The 22,869-nt window shown below is 34.1% G+C and carries 23 protein-coding genes, 1 other RNA gene and 1 other annotated feature; of the genes, 18 read left to right on the top strand and 6 right to left on the bottom strand.

Going from position 1 to position 22,869, the window contains the following annotated elements; all coding sequences use genetic code 11:
* The first annotated feature begins 2 nt into the window (after positions 1-2).
* Together aspS and ssrS are read left to right on the top strand one after the other, a co-directional pair.
* On the top strand, positions 3-1,766 hold the full coding sequence (aspS, locus tag FHP05_RS03345; protein WP_147665803.1) for an aspartate--tRNA ligase: 1,764 nt from the start codon (positions 3-5) through the stop codon (positions 1,764-1,766).
* 115 nt (positions 1,767-1,881) lie between these two features.
* A non-coding RNA gene (gene ssrS, locus FHP05_RS03340) (6S RNA) lies at positions 1,882-2,060 on the top strand.
* Between the two features lie 45 nt (positions 2,061-2,105).
* Here the strand turns inward: ssrS and FHP05_RS03335 are convergent.
* The gene (locus FHP05_RS03335; RefSeq protein WP_147665802.1) at positions 2,106-2,783 is read right to left on the bottom strand and encodes an RsfA family transcriptional regulator; all 678 of its coding nucleotides are present in this window, start codon (positions 2,781-2,783) and stop codon (positions 2,106-2,108) included.
* A gap of 126 nt (positions 2,784-2,909) precedes the next feature.
* Positions 2,910-4,187 carry a replication-associated recombination protein A gene (locus FHP05_RS03330; RefSeq protein WP_147665801.1) on the bottom strand — a complete coding sequence of 426 codons (1,278 nt, stop codon included), beginning with the start codon at positions 4,185-4,187 and terminating at the stop codon, positions 2,910-2,912.
* A 171-nt stretch (positions 4,188-4,358) separates the two neighbouring features.
* Here FHP05_RS03330 and cymR point away from each other — a divergent pair, with 171 nt between their 5' ends.
* From cymR to mtnN, 16 genes are all read left to right on the top strand, one after another.
* Positions 4,359-4,784, top strand: coding sequence for a cysteine metabolism transcriptional regulator CymR (gene cymR, locus FHP05_RS03325; protein ID WP_147665800.1), 426 nt, complete (start codon positions 4,359-4,361; stop codon positions 4,782-4,784).
* 31 nt (positions 4,785-4,815) lie between these two features.
* On the top strand, positions 4,816-5,967 hold the full coding sequence (locus FHP05_RS03320) for a cysteine desulfurase family protein (protein ID WP_147665799.1): 1,152 nt from the start codon (positions 4,816-4,818) through the stop codon (positions 5,965-5,967).
* 4 nt (positions 5,968-5,971) lie between these two features.
* The gene (mnmA, locus tag FHP05_RS03315) at positions 5,972-7,081 is read left to right on the top strand and encodes a tRNA 2-thiouridine(34) synthase MnmA (protein ID WP_147665798.1); all 1,110 of its coding nucleotides are present in this window, start codon (positions 5,972-5,974) and stop codon (positions 7,079-7,081) included.
* 24 nt (positions 7,082-7,105) lie between these two features.
* Positions 7,106-7,762 (top strand): tetratricopeptide repeat protein, encoded by a 657-nt coding sequence (locus FHP05_RS03310; RefSeq protein WP_147665797.1) that lies wholly within the window; start codon positions 7,106-7,108, stop codon positions 7,760-7,762.
* A 27-nt stretch (positions 7,763-7,789) separates the two neighbouring features.
* Positions 7,790-10,129, top strand: coding sequence for an SF1B family DNA helicase RecD2 (recD2, locus tag FHP05_RS03305; RefSeq protein ID WP_147665796.1), 2,340 nt, complete (start codon positions 7,790-7,792; stop codon positions 10,127-10,129).
* A gap of 335 nt (positions 10,130-10,464) precedes the next feature.
* Complete coding sequence (locus FHP05_RS03300; RefSeq protein ID WP_147665795.1) at positions 10,465-11,529, top strand: AI-2E family transporter; 1,065 nt, start codon at positions 10,465-10,467, stop codon at positions 11,527-11,529.
* A gap of 50 nt (positions 11,530-11,579) precedes the next feature.
* Positions 11,580-11,791, top strand: a binding site (T-box leader).
* A 56-nt stretch (positions 11,792-11,847) separates the two neighbouring features.
* Positions 11,848-14,490, top strand: a complete 2,643-nt coding sequence (gene alaS, locus FHP05_RS03295; protein ID WP_147665794.1) for an alanine--tRNA ligase — start codon at positions 11,848-11,850, stop codon at positions 14,488-14,490.
* Positions 14,491-14,577: 87 nt separating this feature from the next.
* Positions 14,578-14,847, top strand: a complete 270-nt coding sequence (locus tag FHP05_RS03290; RefSeq protein WP_147665793.1) for an IreB family regulatory phosphoprotein — start codon at positions 14,578-14,580, stop codon at positions 14,845-14,847.
* On the top strand, positions 14,844-15,260 hold the full coding sequence (gene ruvX / locus FHP05_RS03285; protein ID WP_147665792.1) for a Holliday junction resolvase RuvX: 417 nt from the start codon (positions 14,844-14,846) through the stop codon (positions 15,258-15,260). Before FHP05_RS03290 ends, ruvX begins: the two co-directional genes overlap by 4 nt.
* A gap of 10 nt (positions 15,261-15,270) precedes the next feature.
* The gene (locus FHP05_RS03280) at positions 15,271-15,561 is read left to right on the top strand and encodes a DUF1292 domain-containing protein (RefSeq protein ID WP_147665791.1); all 291 of its coding nucleotides are present in this window, start codon (positions 15,271-15,273) and stop codon (positions 15,559-15,561) included.
* 173 nt (positions 15,562-15,734) lie between these two features.
* On the top strand, positions 15,735-16,850 hold the full coding sequence (mltG, locus tag FHP05_RS03275) for an endolytic transglycosylase MltG (protein WP_330998066.1): 1,116 nt from the start codon (positions 15,735-15,737) through the stop codon (positions 16,848-16,850).
* Between the two features lie 30 nt (positions 16,851-16,880).
* A complete protein-coding gene (locus FHP05_RS03270) occupies positions 16,881-17,516 on the top strand; it encodes an O-methyltransferase (protein ID WP_147665789.1) in 636 nt (211 codons plus the stop codon).
* A gap of 36 nt (positions 17,517-17,552) precedes the next feature.
* The gene (gene udk / locus FHP05_RS03265; protein WP_147665861.1) at positions 17,553-18,182 is read left to right on the top strand and encodes a uridine kinase; all 630 of its coding nucleotides are present in this window, start codon (positions 17,553-17,555) and stop codon (positions 18,180-18,182) included.
* Between the two features lie 191 nt (positions 18,183-18,373).
* Positions 18,374-18,850 (top strand): transcription elongation factor GreA, encoded by a 477-nt coding sequence (gene greA, locus FHP05_RS03260; protein ID WP_147665788.1) that lies wholly within the window; start codon positions 18,374-18,376, stop codon positions 18,848-18,850.
* Positions 18,851-19,016: 166 nt separating this feature from the next.
* Entirely contained in the window at positions 19,017-19,658 is a 642-nt protein-coding gene (locus FHP05_RS03255; protein ID WP_191126213.1) for a YrrS family protein, read from the top strand.
* A gap of 19 nt (positions 19,659-19,677) precedes the next feature.
* Positions 19,678-20,367 (top strand): 5'-methylthioadenosine/S-adenosylhomocysteine nucleosidase, encoded by a 690-nt coding sequence (gene mtnN, locus FHP05_RS03250; protein ID WP_147665786.1) that lies wholly within the window; start codon positions 19,678-19,680, stop codon positions 20,365-20,367.
* A gap of 532 nt (positions 20,368-20,899) precedes the next feature.
* On the opposite strand, the gene sigK is transcribed toward mtnN, so the two are convergent.
* The 4 genes from sigK to FHP05_RS03230 all read right to left on the bottom strand — a co-directional run bounded on the left by sigK (position 20,900) and on the right by FHP05_RS03230 (position 22,867).
* Positions 20,900-21,613: an RNA polymerase sporulation sigma factor SigK gene (gene sigK / locus FHP05_RS03245; RefSeq protein WP_147665785.1), complete on the bottom strand. Its 714-nt coding sequence runs from the start codon at positions 21,611-21,613 to the stop codon at positions 20,900-20,902.
* Between the two features lie 117 nt (positions 21,614-21,730).
* Positions 21,731-22,099, bottom strand: a complete 369-nt coding sequence (mnhG, locus tag FHP05_RS03240; protein WP_147665784.1) for a monovalent cation/H(+) antiporter subunit G — start codon at positions 22,097-22,099, stop codon at positions 21,731-21,733.
* The gene (locus tag FHP05_RS03235) at positions 22,080-22,394 is read right to left on the bottom strand and encodes a Na(+)/H(+) antiporter subunit F1 (RefSeq protein WP_147665783.1); all 315 of its coding nucleotides are present in this window, start codon (positions 22,392-22,394) and stop codon (positions 22,080-22,082) included. Before FHP05_RS03235 ends, mnhG begins: the two co-directional genes overlap by 20 nt.
* Positions 22,391-22,867 (bottom strand): Na+/H+ antiporter subunit E, encoded by a 477-nt coding sequence (locus FHP05_RS03230; RefSeq protein WP_147665782.1) that lies wholly within the window; start codon positions 22,865-22,867, stop codon positions 22,391-22,393. The genes FHP05_RS03235 and FHP05_RS03230 overlap by 4 nt, the downstream gene beginning before the upstream one ends.
* Positions 22,868-22,869 lie beyond the last annotated feature (2 nt).

Raw genomic sequence — 22,869 nt, 5'->3', positions numbered from 1 at the left:
AAATGACGGAAAGAACCTATGCAGGAACATTAACAAAAGAAAATATTGATGAGAAAGTGCTTATTAAAGGATGGGTACAGAAACGTCGTGATTTAGGTGGACTTATTTTCATTGATTTACGTGATCGCTCTGGAATTGTCCAAGTTGTTTTTAATCCAGAAACATCAGAAGAAGCCATTAAAATTGCTGATACGGTTAGAAATGAATATGTTATTCAAGTGCATGGGCAAGTTGTTAAACGTGAGGAAAGTACAGTCAATCATGATATGAAAACAGGAACAATTGAAATTATAGCAGATCAAATTGATGTTCTAAATAAGTCGAAAAACCCACCATTTCTAATAGAAAACGAAACAGACGTGTCAGAAGATTTACGATTGAAATATAGATATCTTGATTTGCGAAGGCAAGCACTACAACAGACATTTAAAATGCGTCACCAAATTACACAGGAAATCCGTCATTTCTTAAATAACTTTGGATTTTTAGAAATGGAAACCCCCATTTTAACAAAAAGCACGCCTGAAGGTGCAAGGGATTATCTTGTTCCAAGCAGAGTGCATCCAAAAGAATTTTATGCATTACCACAATCACCACAATTATTTAAACAGTTATTAATGGTTAGTGGTTTTGAAAAATACTATCAAATTGCTCGCTGTTTTAGAGATGAAGATTTACGTGCGGACAGACAACCAGAATTTACACAGGTTGATATTGAGACATCTTTTATGACGAGAGATGAGATCATGGATATGACCGAAAAAATGATGTACCATGTCATGAAAGAAGTGAAAAATATAGAAATTTCTTTACCATTACCCCGAATGAAATATGCTGAGGCAATGGAGCGATTCGGATCAGATAAACCAGATACAAGATTTGGAATGGAATTAATTCATGTCTCTGATTTGTTTGAAGAATCATCCTTTAAAGTATTTAGTGGAACAATTGAAGCGGGAGGCAGGGTGAGTTTATTAAATGTAAAAAGACAAGCAGCTCATTACTCTCGAAAAGATATCGATAAACTAACAGATTATGTCAAAGTCTACGGTGCAAAAGGACTTGCATGGGTGAAAATGCAGGAGAATGAATTAAAAGGACCGATTGCTAAATTTTTATCAGATGATGAAAAACAAGGGCTTATTCAACAAGCAAAAGTCGAGGATGGAGATTTATTATTATTTGTAGCTGCAAATAACAGAGTCGTTTTCCATAGTTTAGGGGCATTACGTTTAAAACTAGGAAAAGAGTTAGGGTTAATTGATGAAGCTAAATTTAATTTCCTTTGGGTTACGGATTGGCCATTACTCGAATATGACGAAGAAGAAGAACGATATTTTGCAGCACATCACCCATTTACAATGCCTGTTGAGGAAGATCTTGATAAATTACAAACAGACCCAGGTAATGTACGGGCCATTGCCTATGACCTCGTTCTTAATGGATATGAATTAGGTGGAGGGTCATTACGGATTTATAAAAAGGATCTTCAAGAAAAAATGTTCCAGTCGCTTGGATTTACAAAAGAAAAAGCAGAGGAACAGTTTGGGTTTTTATTAGAATCACTTGAATATGGTGCTCCACCACATGGCGGTGTTGCACTTGGTCTAGACAGAATTGTAATGTTACTCGCAGGCCGTTCCAATTTAAGAGACACCATCTTATTCCCTAAAACTGCTTCTGCATCTGATTTATTAACAGATGCTCCAAATGAAGTAAGTGCAGAACAGCTGAAAGAATTGCATATTATGTTTCCTGAAGAGTAATATGCTAACCAAAGAGAATTGTTATAAAAATGTAAACTTGTAATAGAGTTTTCATAAATAAGGAATTGAATTTTTAAAAGTATTATGTTACGATTATTTTACAATGAGATATAAAGAAATCCTGATGTGTTCGTCTGTAAATATCGTTTTGACCGAACACTAAATGTAAGGGAGCTTGATTGTTTTTATGCGGCGTGCAAGCCTCTTGTGTGGAAGTACAATGTATAAAACAGAGCACCCACCTGCCTAGAGCGGGATCAAAACTAGAATTCGGACGGCACAATTGGGATTTGACGTAAAATAAAAAAACTCTTCCATCTAATATGGAAGAGTTTTTTGTTAATTCCCTGAGCTCTGGGCTAGTTGTTCTAAATTACCATTCTTATCCATGCGAAAACTTGGAGATTTTAAAGCGTCTTTTTCATTGAAAATAGTCATTTTTCTAGCACGGTCCATGATTTGGATAAATGTTTGATAGTCTTCTTTTATCGAAGCAAGTTGTTTTTCGGTTGAATTTAATTGTTTATGAAGCTCATTTACTTCATTTCTTAATTTCTCATTTTCTTGTTTTAGGTTTTTAGATTCTAATTTTTCCCTACTAGAAAACGTATGCTCTTTTTTAAGTTCATTTAAAAAAGAAATAACCGTATCAAAAGAAATTATTGAGCTTTCTTCATTTACTTGTTCTTCTACTTGTCCATCATCACTCACTACATGTGGTGTTGATGGAACAGGAGGTAAAGAGAAATGAGCTTGTTTTGCATCGATTTGCTTTCTTTGTAATGCTCGCTTCTTTTCCTTTCGTTGTCTTTTTGCAAGTTCAATAGCATCCACATATTTCTTACGAATTTCAGCATTCCAGCGAAAACCACACGCTGCTGATGTTCGATTTAGGTGATCCCCCACTTCTTCAAATGCATTTAATTGTGTACTGCCTTCTCGAATATGTCGTAAAACCGTTTCAGCCAATAATAAATCATCTTCATGTGACCAAGCGTCTTGTCTTACCTTTGCCATTTGTTCCACTCCTTTTCCAATTACAACGGTGTATGATTACATGGTAAATAAATAAAAAATATAGTACGTAATCGTAAGACCAGTTTTTATTCTAGTTTGACCGTTTAGGAAAAGATTTATACGCAATCATTTATTTTTTTGTTGATTAATATTTTCGTATACTTGTTTCATAGCCTTTTCAAACTTTCCAGTACTTTTAGGATAATAGTATTGTTTATTTTTAATAGAGTTTGGCAAATATTGCTGTTTTACCCAACCAGATGGGGAATGATGTGGGTATTTATATTCCACTCCTCTACCGAGTTGTTTTGCTCCGTGATAATGACTGTCTTTTAAGTGGCGAGGAACCTCACCACTTTTTCCTTGTCGTATATCTGTTAAGGCAGCGTCTAATGCTTTATACGCTGTATTTGATTTTGGAGAAAGGCATAATTCGATGATTGCAACAGAAAGTGGAATACGTGCTTCTGGAAAGCCAAGTCTTTCAGCAGCCTCCACCGCAGCAATTGCTCGTGGACCTGCTTGCGGATTGGCTAAACCAATGTCTTCATATGCCGTGACAATCATTCTTCTAGCGATGCTTTCTAAATCCCCAGCCTCAATTAGTCTTCCTAAATAATGCAATGCAGCATCCACATCACTACCTCTGATTGATTTTTGGAATGCGGATAATACATCATAATGGGCATCTCCAGATTTATCATGTGAAAAACTTTTTTGTTGCATACATTCCTCAGCAACATTTAAATCAATTTCTATCTGCTTCTGATTATTTTTTGGAGTGGAAAAAACAGCAAGTTCTATACCATTTAATGCAGAACGTAAATCCCCGTTAGCGGAAATTGCGAAATGTTCCATCGCTTCATCTGTTATATGGATTGGGAATGTACCAAATCCATTTTTTTTATCATAAATGGCACGCTCAATCGCTGTCTTAATATGTTCACGTTCCAACGGATGAAGTTCAAATAAATGACAACGACTGCGAATGGCAGGATTGATGGAATGGTAAGGATTGCTTGTTGTACATCCAATCATAATTACTAAATTGCTTTCTAAATGTGGTAATAAGAAATCCTGCTTTGCTTTGTCTAATCGATGGACTTCATCTAAGATTAAAACAATTTGTCCGGTCATTTTTGCTTCTTCAACTACAATTTCCATGTCTTTTTTCTTATCTACAACAGCATTCAGTTTTTTGATTGGTAATTGCAGACTTTTTGCTAAGGCAAATGCCATAGAAGTCTTGCCAATCCCTGGTGGACCGAATAAAATCATAGAGGCTAACTTTTTCGCTTGAATCATGCGAGATAAAATTTTCCCTTCTGATACGAGATGTTCTTGCCCAATGATTTCATCTATATGAGATGGTCTCATTCGATACGCTAATGGTTTTTGTTTCATATTTCATCGTCCTTTATGTAAAATAGTACATTCATTTATGAATTTAAATCAGTTGCAATGCGACATTATTTTTGTCATGTTATAATAAAGAGTATCATTAATTCATACAAAATACATCGTTTTAATATATATTTTGTTCGACTGTTTGTTTTTTAATGGGAGGTTTTGTATATGAAAATATCAACAAAAGGGAGATATGGGTTAACCATAATGATTGAATTGGCAAAAAAGTACGGAGATGGGCCAATCCCGTTGAAAGTTATTGCTAAGGATAATGGATTATCAGAGCATTATTTAGAACAATTAGCTGCATTATTAAGAAATGCTGGCCTTATAAAAAGTGTTCGTGGGGCATATGGAGGGTATAAACTTACAAAAGAACCGAAACATATTCATGCAGGTGATATTATTAGGGCATTAGAAGGTCCTATTGTGTTAGTAGAAGGTCTAGAAAATGAACCACCGGCTCAACAGGCTCTTTGGTTAAAAATAAGAGATGCTGTCCGAGAAGTATTAGAAAAAACGACATTAGAAGACCTAGTTCAATATAACCAAAATGAAAAAGAACCACCAGAGGCATATATGTTCTATATTTAACTCTCTTTGTTTTAGGAAAGGATAGATGATCGTGGAAACCATATATTTAGATCATGCAGCAACAACACCACTGCATAAGGAAGTATTGGATGTGATGATTCCAGTAGCTGAAGAAGTTTTTGGGAATCCATCAAGTATCCATTCTTATGGGAGAAAGGCAAGGCAAATTTTAGATGAAGCAAGAAGGACGATGGCACGAAGTATTTCTGCAGATGAAAAGGAAATCTATTTCACAAGTGGTGGAACAGAAGCCGATAATATGGCGTTTATCGGGACTGCCCTCGAAAATAGAAAAAAAGGTAATCATATTATCACAACAAATCAAGAACATCATGCTATTTATCGAAGCGCTGAATATTTAGAGCAATTAGGGTTTGATGTAACTTATTTACCGATATATGAGAACGGACTAATCTCTTTAGATGATTTAAAAGAAGCTTTAACAGAAAAGACTATCCTTGTATCTGTGATGTATGTAAATAATGAAACAGGTGTCATTCAGCCAATTCCTGAAATAGGGGAAATGTTACAAGAACATCAGGCATTCTTTCATACAGATGCTGTTCAAGCATATGGATTACTTGATATAAATGTAAAAGAAATGCATATTGATTTGTTAAGTACCTCTGCACATAAGATTAATGGTCCAAAGGGGATTGGTTTTTTATATGCAAGTGAACACGTTCCTGTCTCGTCACTTACATTTGGTGGTGAACAGGAAAGAAAACGTCGAGCAGGCACAGAAAATGTGGTAAATGTGAAAGGGTTTCAAAAGGCAGTTGAAATCATGAATGAAACCCGCAAGGAAAATCGTGAAAAATATACAATTTTAAAAGAACAATTTTTAGAAATATTAAAAGAAAAAAATGTTGATTTTGATACAAATGGTGATCCATCACGAACAATCTCTAGTATTGTTAATATTAGTTTTCCAGGGATCAATGTGGAAACAATGTTAACAAATTTAGATTTAAGTGGTATAGCAGCCTCTAGTGGTAGTGCATGTACAGCTGGAACAGTAGACCCATCCCATGTACTAGTTGCTATGTATGGGAAGAATGATGAGCGAATCAATCAATCCATTCGTTTTAGTTTTGGTTTGAATAATACGGTAGAAAATATTAGAGAAGCGGCAATTCGGATTGCCCAAATTATACATCGTTTAAAAGGAAAAAGAAGGTGAAGAAATGAATAATAAAAACACACGGGTTGTTGTTGGTATGAGTGGAGGCGTTGACTCATCTGTAACAGCTCTTTTATTAAAAGAACAAGGCTATGATGTGATAGGTATTTTTATGAAGAACTGGGATGATACAGATGAATTTGGTGTTTGTACGGCTACAGAAGACTATGATGATGTCATTCGCGTATGTAACCAATTAGATATACCATACTATGCTGTAAACTTCGAAAAGGAATATTGGGATAAAGTATTTACCTATTTTCTTGATGAGTATAAAGCGGGAAGAACACCAAATCCAGATGTAATGTGTAATAAAGAGATTAAGTTTAAAGCATTTTTAGACCATGCTCTTTCCCTTGGGGCTGATTATGTTGCAACAGGACATTATGCACGAGTGAGAAATAATAATGGAACAGTTGAAATGCTACGCGGAGTAGATTCAAGTAAAGATCAAACATACTTTTTAAATCAATTGACAGAGGATGTCTTAAAGAAAGTCATGTTTCCATTAGGTGCAATAGAGAAAAAGGAAGTTAGGGAAATTGCGATAAAACATGAATTAGCAACTGCGACAAAAAAGGATAGTACAGGTATATGTTTTATTGGTGAACGGAATTTTAAAGAATTTCTAAGTGAATATCTACCCGCACAACCTGGAGAAATGCAAACACTTTCCGGTGAAGTGAAAGGGAAGCATGATGGGTTAATGTATTATACAATTGGACAAAGACAAGGACTTGGTATTGGTGGTCCTGGGGAACCTTGGTTTGTTGTTGGTAAGAATTTAGATGATAATATATTATATGTGGAACAAGGCTATCATAATGAATATTTATATTCGGATGCATTACTTGCTACAGATATAAATTGGATAAATCAACGTCCTAAGCAACAAGAGTTTACTTGTACTGCGAAGTTTCGCTATCGTCAAAAAGATAACCCAGTTACTGTTATAATGAAAGACAATAATCAAGTATATGTTCAATTTCATGAACGTGCACGGGCAATTACACCTGGACAAGCGGTGGTATTTTATGATGGAGAAGTTTGTTTAGGTGGAGGAACGATTGATCAAGTGATTAAGGAAAATAAAGTATTACCATATGTTGGTTAAGAACGTGTAAAAGAGGTTAAGAATATGGATAGACAAAAAAAAGCAATGGAATATATGAACAACAAAAAATATGAAAAAGCAGTTGAACTCTTACAAGCAGTAATTGAAGAAAAACCGAATGATCCAATTGGTTATATTAACTTAGGAAATGTACTCATCCTTCTTCAAGACTACGAGCATGCAGAAGTTTTTCTAAAAAGAGCAATTGAATTGGATAAAGAAGCGGCAACTGCTTATTATGGGCTAGGAAATTTATTTTATGAACAAGAATTTTACCAAGCGGCACAGAAAAACTTCCAAAAGGCAATTCACTTAGGGTTAGAAGAAGCGGATGCTTATTTTATGTTGGGAATGACATTTAGAAATCAAGGCCATGAAAAATTAGCATTTCCCTATTTATTTCGGGCGGTAGAATTAAAACCAGAAGATGTAGATATGTTATTCCAGTATGGTCTCTCTCTTGGTAAGATGGAGATGATAGACCAGGCAAAAATAACTTTTTTAAAAGTACTAGAATTAGATGAAAAACATAGTGATGCCCATTATAATCTAGGTATAATTGAAACATTCCACGAAAAATTAGAACAAGCAAAAAAACATTTTGAACGAGCATTAGAAATCCAACCAGATCATCTTCTAGCAGCAAATGGTAAAGAAAAGATAGATAGACAATTATCGTAACATTTCTTAGACAGTGAGGTTTTATGAATGGTAGGGGAAGAACCAGTCGAGCAACTATATTTTAAAGGAGAACCTTTGTTTACAATCTTTCATAATGAAACAGAACAATTTTCTATTACGAAAATTCGTGTATTAGATACTAATACAGATTATGATGAAAAAGAGATTGTAATTAAAGGTTATTTTGCTCGTCTGCAAGAAGGTATATCCTATATGTTCTATGGGGAGTTTGTAAGTCATTTAAAATATGGTAAACAGTTTTCAGTGCATTCCTATCAAACCTTTATTCCGAATACAAAGGATGGCCTGATTGCTTATTTATCTAGTGATTTGTTTTATGGAATTGGTAAAAAAACGGCGACAAAGATTGTAGATGAATTAGGAGAACAAGCGATTACGAAAATTATGAACTCACCAGCTGTTTTAGAAAATGTTCCAGGGTTAAAAAAAGAAACTGCACAAAAATTAGTAGAAAGCCTTCAAGAAAATCAAGGATTTGAACAAATAGTTATCCATTTAGCTAAATATCAAATCGGGATGAAACTAGCTCAGAAAATCTACCAAAAGTATAAAAATGAAGCTATTTCAATCATAAAAGAAGATCCGTATCAACTTGTATATGATATTGAAGGATTTGGATTTATAACAGCAGATCAAATCGCTAGACAAAATGGACTTCCATATAATCATCCGAATCGAATTGGCGCGGGGTATATATATGTATTACAGCAGAGTGCTTTAGATGGACATGTGTTTTTACCAATTGAAACAGGTGTAAAACAAGTATATCATTTATTATCTCAAGCGAGCCTTTCGTTGACAGAACAAGAAATTTTAGACGGCTTAGATAAATTAAATACAGGGAAAATTATCATTGTACAAGAAGGTCGCATGTATCTTCCATCATTATATTATGCAGAAGATGGGGTTGCTTCTAATCTGAATCGACTAACAGAAAAATCTGTTGAAGAGAAGACTCCTTTAGCAGAATTAATGAAAATCATTGGTGAAATCGAAGAAGCGGAAATATTAAGTTATGGTAAAGAGCAATTTGAGGCGATTAATCAAGCATTACATTCGAAGGTGATGATATTAACAGGAGGTCCAGGAACAGGGAAAACAACGGTTATTAAGGGGATTTTAAAAGCATATGCAGCGATACATGATATTCCAATTGATCCATCAGATTACGAAGATAAATCAGAGTATCCATTTATATTAACAGCTCCAACTGGAAGGGCGTCTAAACGATTAAAAGAATCAACCGGATTACCTGCTGTTACCATCCATCGTTTACTTGGTTGGGATGGAGATAATGGTTTTGATAAAAATAAAGATAATCCATTATCAGGAAAATTTCTGATTGTTGATGAGTTTTCCATGGTAGATATATGGCTTGCTAACTGGTTATTTCAAGCCATTCCAGACGATATGCAAGTATTATTAGTCGGTGATGAGGATCAGTTACCATCTGTAGGACCGGGACAAGTATTATCTGATTTACTAGAAAGTGAAAAAGTTCCATATATTACGCTAACTGAAGTATATCGTCAAAAAGAAGGGTCAAAAATCATTCAACTTGCGCACCTGATTAAAAATGATACCTGTACAGATGATGACTTAAGTAATGATAAGGACTTTAGCTTTCTATCTTGCCATGAAAAGCAAGTTGTTGATGTGATTACAGTGGTGATTCAAAGAGCATTAGAAAAGGGAATCACCATGACAGATATACAAATCTTGGCTCCGATGTATCGTTCTGAAGCGGGAATTTCAGCTATTAACAAGAAAGTTCAACAACTTGTCAATCCGAAAACAAATCAAAAACGTGAAGTGAAGGCAAATGATGTTGTCTTTCGGGTGGGTGACAAGGTGATACAGCTTGTTAATCAACCAGAAGACGGAGTTTATAATGGGGATATTGGTGAGGTTGTGGCTATTTTTACAGAAGAAGAAAATGTCGATAACACAGAACAACTGGTTGTTTCATTTGATGAACGCGAAGTTGTCTATGAACGTAAAGATTATATTAATCTTATGCATGCCTTCTGTGTTTCTATTCATAAATCACAAGGTAGTGAATTTCCAATTGTGATCATGCCTATTGTAGGTGGTTACCGCCGAATGTTACGAAAGAACTTAATTTATACGGCTCTTACCAGGGCAAAACAGTCGCTGATTATTTGTGGAGATAAACAGGCATTTTTACAAGGTGTAAAAACATTAGATACGAATAAAAGATATACTTCTTTAAAGGAACAACTGTTTTTACTACAATCCGTAAGTCAATCTTTAAAATTGGAAGATGATGAACTACCAGTAGAGGAAGAAGAAAATGAAATTTCTCCTTATGATTTTATGGAGTGATATCTTTTCAATGATGATATTTTTAAAAAATTGTATAATTTATTTGATTTCGGGCAACGATAATGTCGTAACTTAGAAAAGTAGGTGGTTAGGATGTGGATTCGTTGTTCGAATTGTTTAGGCAAAGATATTGAAGGAATTAAAAGCAAACTTTTTTATTGCAAGAACTGTTGTACCAAAACTTCATGGATAGGAAATACATGGAAAATATTTGAAGCAGAATCAGATGGCTCCTTAATTTTGTTGAATGATTTTTTTATGGTATATAAGAAGCATTTTTCTTGGGATTACATTGTATAAATACAAAATCATTTTAACGAAGAGGAGCTGTTTTCATGTATATAAATAAGAAAGCAGTTCAATTTCTATACTGGGTTATTACAGGTATTTTTGTATTTCTGTTTATTTTTTTACTTGTAAAACTTTTCCCGTTTTATGGAGCTGTCTTCTCCTTTCTTTGGTATTTACTTGCACCTTTTCTCATTGCTTGTCTAATCGCCTATTTATTACATCCAATTGTTTGTAAATTACATGAACTTGGTATGCCTAAAAGTATTGCTATTTTACTAATATATCTAATATTCTTTGGTGGTGGGACATATCTTGTTTACCAGTTCTATCCTACCTTTTTATTGCAGTTACGTGATTTAAATGAACATTTACCTGATTTAGTCAATATGTATGAAACAATCATTTATCAAGTATATGAATCCACATCACTGTTACCTGAAACCGTTCATGAAAAAATAGATCAAGTAATCACCAAAGTTGAAACAGATATTGAGCAATTTATCGGTAAGATTATTGGAGCGATTACGAAGATATTTGATATTATCATCTGGATTACAGTTATTCCTGTTTTAGTTTTTTACTTTTTAAAAGACTATGATCACATAAAGGAATATATGAAACGCTTTATTCCCAACCAGTATTTACCAGAAGGAAGTAAATTAGTACATGCGGTAAATGAAAGTTTAGGTGGATACATTCGTGGTCAACTAATTGTATCCTTTTTCGTTGGATTAGTGACCTATGCAGTGTTTCAAATTCTTGAACTTAAATATGCACTCCTTCTCGGGATTATTATGGGATTAACGAATATCATTCCATATTTTGGTCCGATTATAGGGGCAATTCCTGTAATTGCAATTGCTATTACGGTCTCTGGGAAAATGGTTATTTATGCCTTAATCGCCATTTTTGCTATCCAACTCATTGAAGGGAATTTTTTAGCACCATATATTGTCGGAAAAACAACGGAATTACACCCGGTTGTAATAATTTTTATATTGCTACTTGGAGGTCAATTGGGTGGTGTTATCGGAATGATTTTGGCAGTACCTTTCGTAACCATCATGAAGGTAATTATAAAACATGTTTCAATCATGCGTAGCCATTGACATTTATCTTCATTTTGATTATAATATCACATAATTATAAAATATATTAAATGAAATCGATGACAGTTATGAGTACATAGAATTCAAGTAACAGAGAGGGATTCTCGGTGGCTGGAAAGAATCCTAGCTAATGAGCTATGGAAGCTAAACTAGAGTGCGATTAAATCTCGTCGGTACACACCGTTATCGTGTTCAAGTGATGAATACTGTGAAAGCTGTATTCATAATTAGGGTGGTACCGCGAATAATTCTCGTCCCTGCGTTCTGCAGAGAGGGGATTTTTTTATTATATAGAAAAACCTTAAATGGAGGAAGAAAATGAAAAAATTAACTTCTGCACAAGTGAGACAAATGTTTTTAGATTTTTTTAAAGAAAAAGGGCACCGTATTGAGCCAAGTGTATCTTTAGTTCCTAAAGATGATCCATCCCTATTATGGATCAATAGTGGTGTTGCAACACTAAAGAAATATTTCGATGGACGAGTGATTCCAGAGAATCCTCGAATTGTGAATGCTCAAAAAGCGATCCGAACAAATGATATCGAAAATGTTGGATTTACTGCTAGACACCACACTTTTTTTGAAATGCTTGGAAATTTTTCGATTGGAGATTATTTCAAGAAAGAAGCTATTTTCTGGGCTTGGGAATTTTTAACGAGTCCTGAATGGATTGGCTTTGACCCTGATTTATTATCTGTAACTGTTCATCCAGAAGATGATGAGGCGTATGATATATGGCTACATGATATAAAACTACCAAAAGAGAGAATTATTCGTTTAGAGGAAAACTTCTGGGATATCGGTGAAGGGCCAAGTGGGCCGAATACAGAAATATTCTATGATCGTGGAGAAAGCTATGGCAATAATCCAAATGATCCTGAGCTTTATCCTGGTGGCGAAAACGAACGCTATTTAGAAATATGGAATTTGGTTTTTTCTCAATTTAATCATAACCCTGATCATACATACACTCCATTACCAAAGAAAAATATTGATACAGGAATGGGCTTAGAGAGAATGGTATCCATTATCCAAGATGCACCAAATAACTTTGAAACTGATTTATTTATGCCGATAATTAAGAAGACGGAGCAATTATCCGATGTTAAATATGGGGAAAGTGAAGAAGGGGATACAGCGTTTAAAGTAATTGCTGACCATATTCGTACTGTAGCATTTGCAATTGGTGATGGTGCACTACCTTCTAATGAAGGAAGAGGATATGTACTAAGAAGATTATTAAGAAGGGCTGTTCGTTTTGCAAAAGAAATCGGTATCGAAAAGCCTTTTATGTATCAATTGGTCGCCAATGTCGGTGAAATTATGGAAAAACATTACCCACAAGTTAAAAAACAACAAGATTTTATTGGAAATGTCGTTAAAACAGAAGAAGAACGTTTTCATGAGACATTACATGATGGGCTTGAAATCCTTACAGATATTATAAAAAGAGAAAAGGAAAAAGGTAGCACAGTTTTTCCAGGTACAGAAGTATTTCGCTTGTATGATACATATGGATTTCCAAAAGAATTAACCGAAGAATATGTTGCTGAACATCAATTTACAATTGATGAAGAAGGATTCCAAGTAGAAATGGAAAAACAACGCGAGCGTGCTAGAAGTGCTAGACAAAAAGTAGATTCCATGCACGTGCAAGACGATGTATTAGCAGATGCAAAAGTTGACAGTACATTTATTGGTTATGATACGTATGAAGTAGAAACTGAAATTCAATTGATTTTGAAAGATGCAGAAATGGTGAAGAAAGCAGCAGCAGGTGACCATATATCCGTAATATTAAAAGAGACGCCGTTCTACGCAGAAAGTGGTGGACAAATTGCAGATGAGGGTTCACTCCAGGCAAAAGACGGACTTGGTCTTGTTCAACAAGTGAAAAAATCACCGAATGGCCAACATATCCATGAAGTGGAAGTGAAAAAAGGTAATCTTGAGGTAGGGCAAATAGTTAAAGCAACCATTCAAAGAGACAAACGAAAAGCAATTATTAAAAACCATACTGCCACACATTTACTACATCAAGCACTAAAAGATGTTTTAGGTACACATGTGAATCAGGCAGGTTCATTAGTGGAACCAGAACGCTTACGGTTTGACTTTACGCATTTTGGTGCAGTTAAAGAAAAAGAATTAGAAGAAATTGAACAGATTGTCAATAATAAAGTTTGGGAGTCTTTCCCACTTATAGTTGATTACAAAAAGCTTTCCGAAGCAAAAGAAATGGGAGCAATGGCTTTATTTGGTGAAAAATATGGAGACATTGTTCGCGTTGTTCAAATAGATAATTATAGTATCGAACTTTGCGGTGGTTGTCACGTACAAAACACTTCTGAGATAGGTCTATTTAAAATTGTTTCTGAATCAGGTATTGGTGCAGGTACAAGAAGAATTGAAGCAGTAACAAGTAAAAAGGCTTATGAATATATGAATGAGCAATTACAATTGTTACAAGATACTGCAAGAGCATTAAAAACAAATGTAGAAAAAATACCAAAACGACTTGAAAATCTCTTTTCTGAAATGAAAACCCTGGAAAAAGAAAATGAATCATTACATGCGAAATTAGCAAATTCAGAAGCAACATCTCTTTTAGAAAAAGTAGAACAAATAAACGATGTACACGTATTAGCGGAAAAAGTAAATGTGAAAGATATGAATCAACTACGCCACATGATTGATGATTTAAAACAACAAGTAAATTCAGGAATTATCTTACTAGGAGCGGAACAAAACGGGAAAGTTCAATTAGCTGCAGGTATTTCCAAAGATTTAGTCGATAAAGGCTTTCATGCTGGTAACTTAATTAAAGAAGCAGCTAAAATTTGCGGTGGTGGTGGAGGTGGACGACCTGATATGGCCCAAGCAGGTGGAAAAAACCCACAAAAACTACCAGAGGCATTAAGCTTTGTAAAACAATATGTACAAGAACATGTTCAAGCCTAATATTTGTAAACAAGTATAATTGATATATTCTAAGAGAAAAACATGTTACAATAAAGTATAAGAGTAAAATTGGAATGGGGTGTCATAATGAGTTCGATTGATAAAACAATGCGATTTAATTTTCAAGAAGAACCATTTGATAAAGATATTACAGAGATTTTACTAACTGTCCATGAAGCATTAAAAGAAAAAGGCTATAATCCAACAAATCAAATTGTCGGTTATTTATTATCTGGAGATCCTGCTTATATCCCAAGATATAATGATGCACGTAATCTAATACGTAAAGTAGAACGTGATGAAGTCATTGAAGAACTTGTTAAATTCTATGTAGAACAAAAAAGGCTAAATAAATGAAAATAATGGGACTAGATGTGGGATCAAAAACCATTGGTGTTGCAATAAGTGATGCATTGGGTTGGACAGCCCAAGGATTAAAAACTATTTACTGGGAAGAAAATGACATCCATTCAGCGGATGAAGAATTAAGAGAGATAATAAAAAAGCACGAGATAGGGAAGGTTATTATCGGCCTTCCTAAAAATATGAACGGTACTATCGGAGAACGTGGTGAAGCCTCTGAAAGGTTTGCTGAACATATAAAAGAGACTCACCAATTACCAATCGTTTTATGGGATGAACGGCTAACAACCATGGCAGCTGAAAGGGTATTATTAGCTGCCGATATGAGTCGAAAGAAAAGAAAAAAAGTGATTGACAAGATGGCAGCAACTTTGATCTTGCAAGGCTATCTTGACCAAAAGAATTAGGGGTGAAAATATGGCTCTCGAAGAAAAAGAACGAATCATTATACCAGATGAAAAAGGTGAAGAACATCTATTCGAAGTTCTGTTTACATTTGATGTAGATGATACAAAACAATCCTATATCGCAGTTGTACCAGTAGAGCAAAAAGATGATGAAGAAGTAGAAGTATATGCTTTTCGGTATGAAGAAAAAGGAGAAGAAGATAATGATTTAGCATTATTTCCAATCGAATCAGATCAAGAATGGGAAATAGTTGAAGAAATGTTAAATACATTAGCAAATGAACAAGAATTAAATGAATAGATTTAAGATACAGCTGATACCGATAAAAACGGCATCAGCTGTTTATTACATATGGATAGATATGTCAACCATTTAAAGGAATATATGTAACAGATTTGATAAGTAAACCTCATAATAGGTATAGCATTATATTTTTATTTTTAGTATAATATACCGGATGAGGGGTGTGAATGATGAAAAAGAAAAATAAATCCACTTATCGTGACAATTTAACTGCTCGTGGAAATGAAGCAAAAACGGTTCGCAAGATTGTCTCGATTATTCTAGTGATGATTACTCTAATCCTTTTTATTGGTGGAATATCTGGCTATATATATATCAAATCAGCACTTCAGCCTGTTGACCCAGATAATAAAAAAGACATACATGTGGAGATACCAATGGGTGCATCATCATCAACGATTGGAAAAATATTAGAGGAAAATAATATTATTAAAGATAGTCGCATTTTTAGAATTTATACGAAAGTAAAAAATCAATCCGATTTTCAAGCTGGTGAATATGATTTTACACAAGCAATGACATTTGATGAGATTATTGAATCCTTAAAAGAAGGACGTATTATGAAAAAGGCAATACATCGTGTCACAATCCCAGAAGGAAAATCAATTAACGAAATTGCCAAGATTTATGAAGAAAAATTAGGCATTAAACAAAAGAAATTTTTGGATATTGTAAATGACCCGAAATATATTCAAACTCTTATTGAAAAATACCCTAATCTTCTTTCAGATGAAATTACGAATCCAGATATACGTAGCCCATTAGAAGGATACTTATTTGCAGCAACTTACGATTTCTATGAGGAAGATGTAAAGGTAGAAGCTATTATTGAACAAATGTTGGATAAATCAAAAAAGGTTATTTCTAAATACTTAGATGAAATAAGTGCAAAAGATATGACAGTACACGAAATGTTAACAATGGCTTCTATTGTAGAAAAGGAAGCAAAAAATGCGAAACAACGCAAAAGAATTTCAAGTGTATTTTATAATAGATTAGAAGCTGATATGAAATTACAGACAGACCCAACCGTGTTATATGCAATTGGAAAACATAAGAAAAAGGTACTATATAAAGATTTAGAGATTGAATCACCTTATAACACATATCAAAATAAAGGAATTCCTGTCGGTCCGATTTCTAACTTCTCAGAAAATTCATTGCAAGCAGCAATTGATCCTGAAAAAACGGATTACTTATATTTTTTACATGATGAAGACGGAAATATACATTATGCAGAAACACATGATGAACATATTAAATTGAAGCAAGAGTATATTAAATAGAAATTTTCAATAGGGTAGAGAGGATTTCGTATGGAAGAACAATATTTACAAAGTTTATTAAAAGAAGATGTTCAATGGGTGACAGATATAGAAGAACAAGCAAAACAAATGAAAGTGCCGATTATGGAACCACTTGGGATGCATTTTCTTATGCAACTTATTCGCTTGCATAAACCAAAAAAAATTCTAGAAATAGGATCTGGTATAGCATATTCCACATTACGGATGGTACAAGCCTATCCTACCACAACGGTAACCAGTATTGAACGTGATTTAGATCGATTTAATATAGCAAGAGAAAATGTTGCAAACAATCTCGAGTATAGAAATCACGTAGAACTGATTCATGGAGATGCAACAGATATTTTATTAACTTTACAAGAACAAAAAAAGATGTTTGATATGGTATTTATTGATGCAGCTAAAGGACAATATCAAAGGTTTTTTGAGATGGTAAACCCCCTTGTACCAAAAGCAGGGGTGATTGTATCAGATAATGTATTATTCCGAGGCTATGTTGCAGATGAAACCTTTGATCATCCAAGATATAGAAATATGGTGAAGAAACTCAGGAAATATAACGAGTATATTCACAAACATCCACAATTCACCTCAACAATTACCCCAATAGGGGACGGGGTAGCTATTAGCTATAAAGTGGAATAGACAATGTTTGTAAATGAGGGAAAGGATTTGAAAGAAATGCAATCGAAGCCAGTAGTGATTGGAGTTGCTGGAGGAAGTGGGAGTGGAAAGACATCTGTTACCCGCTCTATTTGCAAGCGTTTCTCAGATAAAACAATCCTGGTTATGGAACAAGACTATTATTATAAAAATCAAAGTCATTTACCATTTGAGAAGCGATTAGAAACAAATTATGATCATCCATTTGCATTTGACAATGATTTATTGATTGAACATATTGAAGCTCTATTATCAGGACAACAAATTGAAAAACCAATCTATGATTACGCGATGCACACTCGTTCCAATCAAGTGATCCCTGTAGAACCAAAAGAAGTTATCATTTTAGAAGGTATTTTAATTTTAGAAGATCCTCGTTTAGTTGATTTAATGGATATTAAAGTTTTTGTTGACACGGATGCAGATCTGCGTATTATCCGACGTATTTTACGTGATATTAATGAGCGTGGACGATCTGTTCAATCTGTGATTGATCAATATATAAATAGTGTTCGACCAATGCATTTACAATTTGTTGAACCAACGAAACGATATGCAGATATCATCATACCAGAAGGAGGCAGAAATCAAGTTGCAATCGATTTACTAGCAACGAAAATTGCTACTATATTAGCAAAAAAAGGATAAAAGTTAGAAAACGGTTGCAAGTTAAGTGAAAATCTGCCATAGTATGTACATGCATAATTTCATAATGAGAAAATTCGAGCGCACTTAAACGTGCTGCTCGTTTTTATACTGTTATGTATACGATTTTTTTAAGTATACATTATAAAGCTTTTCAATATATTGTTGTAAAGATATAAAAAGGAGTGTTGGGAATGTCAACAGATAAAAGCTATTACATGACTGAAGAGGGGAAAGAAAAATTAGAGAAGGAATTACTTCATCTTAAAACGGAGAAAAGACAAGAAGTAGTGGAGCGAATTAAAGTAGCTCGTGATTTTGGAGACCTTTCAGAGAACTCTGAGTATGACGCTGCTAAAGAAGAACAAGCCTTTGTTGAATCACGTATTTCTCAAATTGAGAAAATGATTCGTAATGCTGTTATTATAGAAAATGATAATAATAATTCAAATACAGTATCTCTTGGTAAATCCGTAACATTTATGGAATTACCAGATGGAGATGAAGAAACATATCGTATTGTAGGAAGTGCAGAAGCTGATCCACTAGAAGGAAAAATATCAAATGATTCCCCAATCGCAAAAAGCATTCTTGGAAAAGAAGTTGGGTCAGAAGTAGCTGTAGCAACGCCAGGTGGGGAATTTGAAGTAAAAATTTTAAAAGTTGAATAATGAACATATAAAAAGAGTGGACATGGCTTCACTCTTTTTTGACTTTTGCATGGTTTTGTCAGCGTAAGAGTATAAGATTGAAATAAAAAACTCCATTTGAAAAATAGTAGTTTAGACTACATTAGAAAAGTGATACAATATGAATGTAAGAGTGGAGGGATTGACTTTGAGTGATTTACCTGAAAATAGTAGAGTGGAAAAATATAATAAACGAAGAAAAAATATAAGATTAATTATTATTCTTTCTGTTATTGGTGTTGTTCTGCTTTTTGTATTACTTGGAATTTGGGCTTTTGGGGAAGTATCAAATGAAGACCCATCTAACGCTTCTTCAGAGACATTTGCCAATCAAACGCAAAACACAGAAGAGAAAGATATGAATAAAGATAAGGAAAATGAAAGAAGTTCAAACGAAGAAAAAGATGATGAAACAATGGAATTAGATGAAACAGACGAAAGCAGCATAAAGAAAGAAGCAGTAGAATCCACTGATGAAAATGTCGTGGAAGCATATACTGCAGATTGGAAACCCATTGGCACAAAGCAAGAAGGCCCACATACAATGCAATTTGATAAATCATCCATTGATTGGCAAGAAATGGTCCAAGCAATGGAGTTGGCGACTGGATTACCTGAAGCAGATATGACTATTCACTGGCTTGGTCGTGGTGGGGATCAACAAGCTATTGGCACTATTTCGAATCAAGACAATACTGAAATATACCGTGTATACTTATCATGGATTGATGATCAAGGCTGGAAACCGACAAGAGTAGAAGTACTAAATGAAATAATTATCAATCAATAGTGTAACAGGAGGACAAATTATGACTATCGGAATTATCGGGGCAATGGATGAAGAAGTAGAATTATTGAAGGAACAAATAACAGGTAAGCAGGAAGAAACCATTGCAAACTGTGATTTTATTTACGGAGACCTTAAAGGGAAGACTGTAGTCCTATTAAAATCCGGAATAGGAAAAGTAAATGCTGCAATGGCAACAACGATTATGCATGAACGTTATGCTCCAACATATGTTATTAACACGGGTTCAGCAGGAGGATTTGCAAAACAGCTAGACATTGGAGATATTGTAATCTCAACAGAAGTTGTTCATCACGATGTAGACGTGACAGCATTTGATTATACATATGGGCAAGTTCCAAATATGCCAGCAACTTTCACAGCAGATTCAAAGCTTATTCAAATTACAAAAGAAGTAGCAAAAGAATTAGATGTAGCAGCAGTAGATGGATTAATTGCAACTGGCGACTCCTTCATGGATGATCCAGAACGTGTCGCCTTTGTTCGAGAAAAATTCCCCACGATGATCGCTGCAGAGATGGAAGCAGCAGCAATTGCTCAAGTCTGTTATCAATATGATAAACCATTTGTGGTAATCCGAGCATTATCTGATATTGCTGGGAAAGAATCATCCACATCCTTTGATACCTTTCTAAAAAAGGCTGCAACAAATGCTGCAACATTAATCATGAAGATCGTAAAAGAGTTATAATATAAGGAGCCAAGCAGCCTTACAGGAGCTTGGCTTTTTATATCAATCACATCCATTTAAAAACCTTCATTAAAACCATAAAAAACCATAAGAAATTTACTTTGATCCTACATGACCACTTCCCACTCATCTGTAATAATTTCAGAGAAAAATTTTACAATTAAAAGAATACCATGAAGATAATTCTATATAAGTTAAGAGAAACATTTAAATCGCACGAGTAGAATGGACATCTTGATCATCTAAATATTACAGCAAAAGGTTATGGAGAAACAAACCCAATTGCTTCAAATGATGAAGAGGAAGGAAGAACACATAATCGTAGAGTAGAATTCATTTTTAAAGAAGAATGATAGATATGCAATATGTACAGGTAGAGTTTTTGTGTCTTTGAAAACTGGAATAAGAAATTCACTCAATAATGATAACCCCTTTTATTAAAAAGTTAATAAAAGGGGTTTTAAAAGATGGGACCTAAAAGGGATGTGTTAAAAATTATTTGCTGTTTTGTAGATAATTTTTAAAATGAGAATTATATTTCTCGCTTTTTTCGTTCTTTCCGATAATATTCATGAAACACTTTCATTAATGCCCTTTTCTCTATTCGAGATACATAACTACGGGAAATATTCAAACGTTTGGCAATTTCTTTCTGTGTTAACTCTTTGTTATTGTTTAACCCGTAACGATAAATGATGACTTCTTTCTCTCGCTTATCCAGAATAGAAAAGTACTTAGCCATTTTAGAAAGCTCCATATTTAACTGGATATACTCAATAATATTCTCGTTTTCTGCTTCAAGGATATCAATTAAACTAATTTCATTTCCTTCCTTATCTTGGCCAATCGGATCATGTAATGAAATATCTTTACGGACCTTTTTTAGTGTCCGTAAATGCATTAAGATTTCATTTTCCACACAACGAGCTGCATATGTGGCTAATTTTGTACCTTTTCCTACTGCATAACTTTCGATTCCCTTGATTAAACCAATTGTGCCGATGGAGATGAGATCTTCTGTATCTTCTCCGGTATTGTCAAACTTTTTTACGATATGTGCGACAAGTCGTAAATTATGTTCGATTAATTTGTTTCTAGCTTCATGGCTACCGTCTTGCATTTCTTTTAAATACTTTGCTTCTTCTTCAGGGGATAAGGGCTGAGGGAATGCCTGATTTTTCACATAGGACACAAAAAAGAGCGCTTCTTTAATTAGTAAAGCAAGTGCACTTAAAATAGATGACAACGAGTGACACCTCCGATTACGTATTGGGCTTTTGCCTATATACTTTATCTGTATGTAAGGAGGAGTTGTACCGTGTCTGTCCAATAATAAAAGCGACAAATCAATGTCGCTTTTTAATTAAGCTTTCTGTTTTTTTATTGCTTCTTCCAATTCATCTTTTCTTTCTTTTAGTAATGGTTTGACACCCGCCCGATGTGCAGCTCTTGAAATCATATGACCTGAAACAGGGTTGGTTAGTAAGATAAATACAATGGCAAGGAGTAATTTTCCACTTACTAAAGAATGTTGAATATAGAGAAATATAAATAGACCAATTAATATTCCAGCTAAGCCTAATGTAGATGCTTTTGTTGCTGCGTGGAGTCTTGTGTATATATCAGGAAAACGAACAATTCCAATCGAAGCAGAAACAATAAAGAACGTTCCTACCATTAGGAAGACAATAATAGAAATATTAAATATGATGTTAATCCATGTCTCGGTCAATGATAACACCCTTTTCTAGATATTTTGCGATAGCAACTGTTCCTAAAAATGATAGAATAGCAATTAATAAAATCGCATCATTTAGTTTCGTTGTGACTAATATGACAGAAACAAAAGCAGCAACTGCAACTAGGTTAATACCAATTGCATCAAGGGCTACAGCCCGATCTGCATTCGTTGGACCACTTAGAACACGATATACCAATAGAATTAATGAAATGGAAATTCCAACCAAACATAGGATGGTGACAGAGTCTAAGATATTTTCGGTTAAGATTAAAATATCATTTGTCATCTTGTCACCTCCATAATTGCTTTTTCAAATGTCATTTTTATGGATTGTATCGACTCATCAATATCATCTATGTCCATCGCATGGATGTAGATGATTGAATTATCATTTGAAATCGCAACAGATAACGTACCTGGTGTTAATGTAATTAGATTGGCTAATAAAGTTAATTCCCAATCTGTTTCTAATTCTGTTTGATATGCGAATATTCCAGGTTCAATTTCTGGTTTCGGTGTATATACCAGTTTCACGATGTCGATATTTGATTTAATTAGTTCTTTAATGAACAATAAAATTAATTGAATTACTTTTAATAAACGATCTAAATAAAACCTGCCAGGGATATACCGGTTTAAAAGAAGTAATAGCACGATTCCTAAAATGTAACCAGATATAAAGCTTGTTAATGTATACGTTTCACTTAAAAACATCCACATGACAGCAATGATTAAATTGATAACAATTTGAAAGGCCATAT

The organism is Cerasibacillus terrae, from assembly GCF_008039555.1.
Lineage (GTDB): Bacteria > Bacillota > Bacilli > Bacillales > Amphibacillaceae > Cerasibacillus > Cerasibacillus terrae.
This window is presented reverse-complemented; position numbering and strand designations above follow the sequence as displayed.

Excerpts from the sequence above, each read along its gene's own strand:
- greA (WP_147665788.1), top strand. The coding sequence starts at position 18,374 with ATGTCAACAGATAAAAGCTATTACATGACTGAAGAGGGGAAAGAAAAA.
- mtnN (WP_147665786.1), top strand. The coding sequence starts at position 19,678 with ATGACTATCGGAATTATCGGGGCAATGGATGAAGAAGTAGAATTATTG.
- FHP05_RS03335 (WP_147665802.1), bottom strand. The coding sequence starts at position 2,783 with ATGGCAAAGGTAAGACAAGACGCTTGGTCACATGAAGATGATTTATTA.
- cymR (WP_147665800.1), top strand. The coding sequence starts at position 4,359 with ATGAAAATATCAACAAAAGGGAGATATGGGTTAACCATAATGATTGAA.
- FHP05_RS03235 (WP_147665783.1), bottom strand. The coding sequence starts at position 22,394 with ATGACAAATGATATTTTAATCTTAACCGAAAATATCTTAGACTCTGTC.
- FHP05_RS03310 (WP_147665797.1), top strand. The coding sequence starts at position 7,106 with ATGGATAGACAAAAAAAAGCAATGGAATATATGAACAACAAAAAATAT.
- aspS (WP_147665803.1), top strand. The coding sequence starts at position 3 with ATGACGGAAAGAACCTATGCAGGAACATTAACAAAAGAAAATATTGAT.
- mltG (WP_330998066.1), top strand. The coding sequence starts at position 15,735 with ATGAAAAAGAAAAATAAATCCACTTATCGTGACAATTTAACTGCTCGT.
- alaS (WP_147665794.1), top strand. The coding sequence starts at position 11,848 with ATGAAAAAATTAACTTCTGCACAAGTGAGACAAATGTTTTTAGATTTT.
- ruvX (WP_147665792.1), top strand. The coding sequence starts at position 14,844 with ATGAAAATAATGGGACTAGATGTGGGATCAAAAACCATTGGTGTTGCA.
- FHP05_RS03290 (WP_147665793.1), top strand. The coding sequence starts at position 14,578 with ATGAGTTCGATTGATAAAACAATGCGATTTAATTTTCAAGAAGAACCA.
- FHP05_RS03330 (WP_147665801.1), bottom strand. The coding sequence starts at position 4,187 with ATGAAACAAAAACCATTAGCGTATCGAATGAGACCATCTCATATAGAT.
- mnmA (WP_147665798.1), top strand. The coding sequence starts at position 5,972 with ATGAATAATAAAAACACACGGGTTGTTGTTGGTATGAGTGGAGGCGTT.
- recD2 (WP_147665796.1), top strand. The coding sequence starts at position 7,790 with ATGGTAGGGGAAGAACCAGTCGAGCAACTATATTTTAAAGGAGAACCT.
- FHP05_RS03270 (WP_147665789.1), top strand. The coding sequence starts at position 16,881 with ATGGAAGAACAATATTTACAAAGTTTATTAAAAGAAGATGTTCAATGG.
- udk (WP_147665861.1), top strand. The coding sequence starts at position 17,553 with ATGCAATCGAAGCCAGTAGTGATTGGAGTTGCTGGAGGAAGTGGGAGT.
- FHP05_RS03280 (WP_147665791.1), top strand. The coding sequence starts at position 15,271 with ATGGCTCTCGAAGAAAAAGAACGAATCATTATACCAGATGAAAAAGGT.
- FHP05_RS03300 (WP_147665795.1), top strand. The coding sequence starts at position 10,465 with ATGTATATAAATAAGAAAGCAGTTCAATTTCTATACTGGGTTATTACA.
- FHP05_RS03230 (WP_147665782.1), bottom strand. The coding sequence starts at position 22,867 with ATGGCCTTTCAAATTGTTATCAATTTAATCATTGCTGTCATGTGGATG.